We start from the raw sequence: 3891 nt of genomic DNA, 5'->3' as shown, positions 1-3891 counted from the left end.
GCCCCCCGCGCGCCCCCCCCCCGCCGGCCCCCCCCCCCCCCCCCGCCCGCCGGCCCCCCCCCCCCCCCCCCCCCCCCCCCCCCGGCCCGGGCGGGGCGCTCGGACACCAGGACTTCATCAACCGAAAGGGCAAGACATGGGATCGACGGTTCCTGCGGCGCCACCCACACCGGTACCCGACGCCGGCCGGGTGCGCACCCTGAGGACTCTGCTGTGCGCGGAGGTGCTGTCGATGACGGGCTCCCAGCTGAGTGCCGTCGCGCTGCCGTGGTTCGTGCTGGAGAGCACCGGGTCGCCGGCCGCGATGGGGCGGGTGATGGCGGCCCAGATGGTCGCGGTCGCGGTCTTCGGACTGCTCGGCGCCACCCTGGCGGGCCGGCTGGGCCCCCGGAAGGTGCTGCTCTTCTCCGACACCGCCCGCGCGCCGCTGATCGCCCTGGTGCCACTGCTGCACGCGGTCGGCCTGCTCAGCATGCCGGTGTTCATGGTGCTGCTCTTCGCGGTCGGCTCCTTCTTCGCCCCCTACGTGGCCAGCCAACAGGCGATCCTGCCCGCGGTCGTCGGGGACGACGAGACCCTGCTCAGCAAGGCCAACGCGCGTCTCCAGGGCGCTACCCGCCTCACCATCCTGCTCGGACCGCCGACCGCCGGCCTGCTGATCGCCGCGTTGGGCGCGCCGGCAGTGCTGTTCCTGGACGGGCTCAGCTTCCTGGCCTCCGCGCTGCTGCTGCGCTGGGGCCTGCCGCGCGACCTCCCCATCCCGGCGCCGCCACGCCGCGGCCGACTGCGCGACAGCTTCGCCGTGCTGGTCAAGGACCGACTGCTGGGCGGCTGGACGCTCTCCCAGGTGCTCGGGGAGGGTGCCTGGCAGGCCCTCTTCGCACTGATCCCGGTCTTCGTGCTGCTCCGGCACGGCTCGTCGGCCCTGGCCGGCGTCCTGCTCGGCTCCTTCGGGGGCGGTGCGCTGCTGGGTACCTTCCTGGTCGGGCCCGCGCTGCGCCGGCTCTCCAACCTGCGCCTGGCCGTGCTCGGTCGGGTCGGCCAGGGCATCGCCTTCCTCGCCCTGCTCCTCCCCCTCGGACCGGTCTCGCTGGCCGTCTTCCTGGCCGTAGTCGGCGTGTTGAACGGCCTGTCGAACGCGCCGATGGCCGCGGTGCGCACCGCCGCGATCCCGGCACCGCTGCGCTCCGCCACCCTCACCGTGATCGCGGCGAGCGCGCTGTCCGGCGGCACCCTGGGCCTGGCGGTAGCCGGCACGGCGGTGGAGTCGGCCGGCCTCACCCGCACGTTCGCCGGGCTGGTGGCCATCCAGGTGTGCGGGGTCGTGCTGTTCCTGCTGGGCGCGACAGCCGTACGGCGGCGTCCCGCGGCGGCCACCTGACAGGACGACGCGCACCGGTGGCGGACGGCACCTCGTCATCACACAACACCGCCGGCACACCCCCGGTTGGGAGTCCAGGACCTACGCCTGCCGCTGCCGGCCCGCTTCCCGTTCCGCCTTCTCGCGCTCCCGTCCCTCGAGCCTCGCAGCCCGTTCACGCTCCGCGAACCTCTTCGCGAGTTCCCACTCGACACAGTGGCGAGGAACGCGGACGGCGCTCAGTACTCGCCCTTGATCACGAAGAAGGAGCCACGGATCTCTCCGGCCAGCTTCGACTTCTGACGCGCGAACTTGAACTTCGACGCCAGTTCCTCGGGAACGTCCATGCCTTCGGAGAGCTTGAACCCCACCGCGCGCTTCGTTCCGTCCTCGATGCCGTACATCACGTTGACCGCCAGACCGGACTCGTAGAACACGTAAGCCATCCGGAATCCGCCCACCTCGAAGGAGGTCACCTCGAGCGGGCGGGCGCAGATGACGATGCCGCGCTCCTCGGAGAGGATCCGGGTCACCGAGTCGAGCACCTCCGGCGCCTCGCTCGCGGGCTGGACGGTGAAGACGTGGTCGTACTTGTTCTTGTTATCACGCAAGTGACGTTTCCTCCCAGCTCAGGGGCATGATCGACCATCCGGGGTCAGCAAAACGTCAGCGAGACTCCCGGAGGTTCCGACCGACATGGCAACCACAGGCCTCATCCGCGGCATGGGCAGCTTCTTCAAGGAGTGCGAGCACCCCGAGTCCCGCTGGAGCAAGTGCCCTCACGAGTACAAGATCAGGTACCGCAACGCGGCGGGCCGCCAGGCGGAAGAGTCCGGTTTCGCCACTCAGGACAAGGCCAAGACCCGTCTCGCTGAGGTCTACCATGCGCGGAAGAACTCCCCGCAGAGCCAGCGCAAGGCCGAGCGCATCCAGAAGTACGGGGTGATGCAATTCGCCGACTATGTCAGTGAGTGGCTCAAAGGCCAGCGTGACCTGAGCCCCACGTCGCAGCGGAACCTCAACTCCCTCCTGAGGAACCACCTCCTGCCCGCCTTCGGCAGTCGCCGCATAGGAACGTTCGACCACAAGGTCGTCGAAGCGTTCATCCAGACCATGGAGCGGAACGGCATCGGCGTGGCCACCCAGACCAACGCGTTCATCACCCTGAAGACCGTTCTGCTGGATGCGCACCGGCTCGGCCTCTACGAGGACAGCCCCCTCGACGGGGTCAAGGCACCTCAGTACGACCCCACGCGTGCGGTCATCCCATCCGTCGCCCAGCTGCAACAGATCCGGAGCGCAGGCAACGACGCCTTCCGCCTGGTCACGGACCTCATGAGCGGCTGCGGTCTGCGCAATGGCGAAGCGTTCGCCGTCAACATCAACAACATCGTCGCCGACGACGTCTACCGGATCACCGAACAGGTCAACCAGGCCACCAATGCCTACGCGCGCTTGAAGCACCGCAAGGTCGGTGAGTACCGCGACGTTCCGCTGCCGGCCCGTACCAGGCACTCCATCGAGTGGTACGCCGACACGTACGGAACCGTGGACGGCTACCTGCTTCGCAATCCCAAGGACATCACCCGGGCTCTTCCACACCACGTCATCGACCGCCAGTGGCGCAGGATCAAGAAGTCCGGCCAGGCCGACATTCCCGAAGGGATGGTGCTCTACGGGCTCCGCCACTTCTTCGCGTCGAACTGCCTGAGCAACGGCATACCGATCACCGATGTCGCGGAGTGGATGGGCCACCGCAGCGTCGATATCACCTTCAAGGTCTACCGCCACCTCATGCCCGGCTCCATCAGCCGCGCCGCCCAGGTCCTCGACCTCAGCCTCGCCGCCTAAGCGCGCCGAGGGCCCCTCTCCAACCAACGACTGGTTGGAGAGGGGCCCTCGACCGGCCTCAGCCAGCGATTCGCTGCTGCCTGGTCCAGGCCTGTACCTCGGAGACCTTGAACTGCAACTTGGCGTTTCGTCCTCGGCCGAACTTGTACCCGACCAATCCCATCTGAGCGGCGTCGCGATACACCCACGAGAGAGACATGTTGAGGTACTGGGCAGTCTGCTTGGCATCCATGAACTGCGGTGACACGAACCCTCCAGGGTGCTCACGGGCTCAATCGGCGAGCCGCACAGCACAATCTCCCGAACTCGCCGGGTTGGATGAACCGGAAGGCCCGTGGTAACGGAGGGAGGCCGCGTCTGCGTCTCTCGGGATTTGAACCCGAGGCCTACGCATTACGAGACCAACCGGGATCGTGTTGCGTGGTGCCGCACCGTGCCGTCTCGTGACGTTTTGCCTGATCAGAGCACGTGCGGCAGGTTGACCCGTGCCGCCCCGTGTTGCACCGTCCAAAGGCGTCCATCCACCGGCTGTCCACCGGGGGTGCTCCCCGTGGGGCTGGACGGGGCGATTTGCAGGGTTGTTCCCAGGGCGGTGTCGTTCCGAGGATCTGTCCGGTTTGATCACGTGATGCCGAAAGTGGCGAGTGGGCGCGGCTGGGGCCACGGGCGTGGTGGCGGAG

General features: G+C 68.3%; 4 protein-coding genes. 2 read left to right on the top strand and 2 right to left on the bottom strand.

Annotated features, from left to right (window positions below; translation table 11 throughout):
• Positions 1–232 precede the first annotated feature (232 nt).
• A complete protein-coding gene (locus tag ACIGXM_RS14855; RefSeq protein WP_396560731.1) occupies positions 233–1381 on the top strand; it encodes an MFS transporter in 1149 nt (382 codons plus the stop codon).
• Positions 1382–1599: 218 nt separating this feature from the next.
• Here the strand turns inward: ACIGXM_RS14855 and ACIGXM_RS14850 are convergent, their stop codons facing one another.
• The gene (locus ACIGXM_RS14850; protein WP_396560729.1) at positions 1600–1971 is read right to left on the bottom strand and encodes a phage tail protein; all 372 of its coding nucleotides are present in this window, start codon (positions 1969–1971) and stop codon (positions 1600–1602) included.
• 85 nt (positions 1972–2056) lie between these two features.
• On the opposite strand from ACIGXM_RS14850, the gene ACIGXM_RS14845 reads away from it, so the two are divergent.
• Positions 2057–3211 carry a tyrosine-type recombinase/integrase gene (locus tag ACIGXM_RS14845; RefSeq protein WP_396560727.1) on the top strand — a complete coding sequence of 385 codons (1155 nt, stop codon included), beginning with the start codon at positions 2057–2059 and terminating at the stop codon, positions 3209–3211.
• A 58-nt stretch (positions 3212–3269) separates the two neighbouring features.
• Here ACIGXM_RS14845 and ACIGXM_RS14840 read toward each other — a convergent pair whose 3' ends face one another.
• The gene (locus tag ACIGXM_RS14840; RefSeq protein WP_396560725.1) at positions 3270–3458 is read right to left on the bottom strand and encodes a helix-turn-helix domain-containing protein; all 189 of its coding nucleotides are present in this window, start codon (positions 3456–3458) and stop codon (positions 3270–3272) included.
• Positions 3459–3891 lie beyond the last annotated feature (433 nt).

It is taken from the genome of Kitasatospora sp. NPDC052896, from assembly GCF_044547075.1.
Taxonomy (GTDB): Bacteria; Actinomycetota; Actinomycetes; order Streptomycetales; family Streptomycetaceae; genus Kitasatospora.
This window is presented reverse-complemented; position numbering and strand designations above follow the sequence as displayed.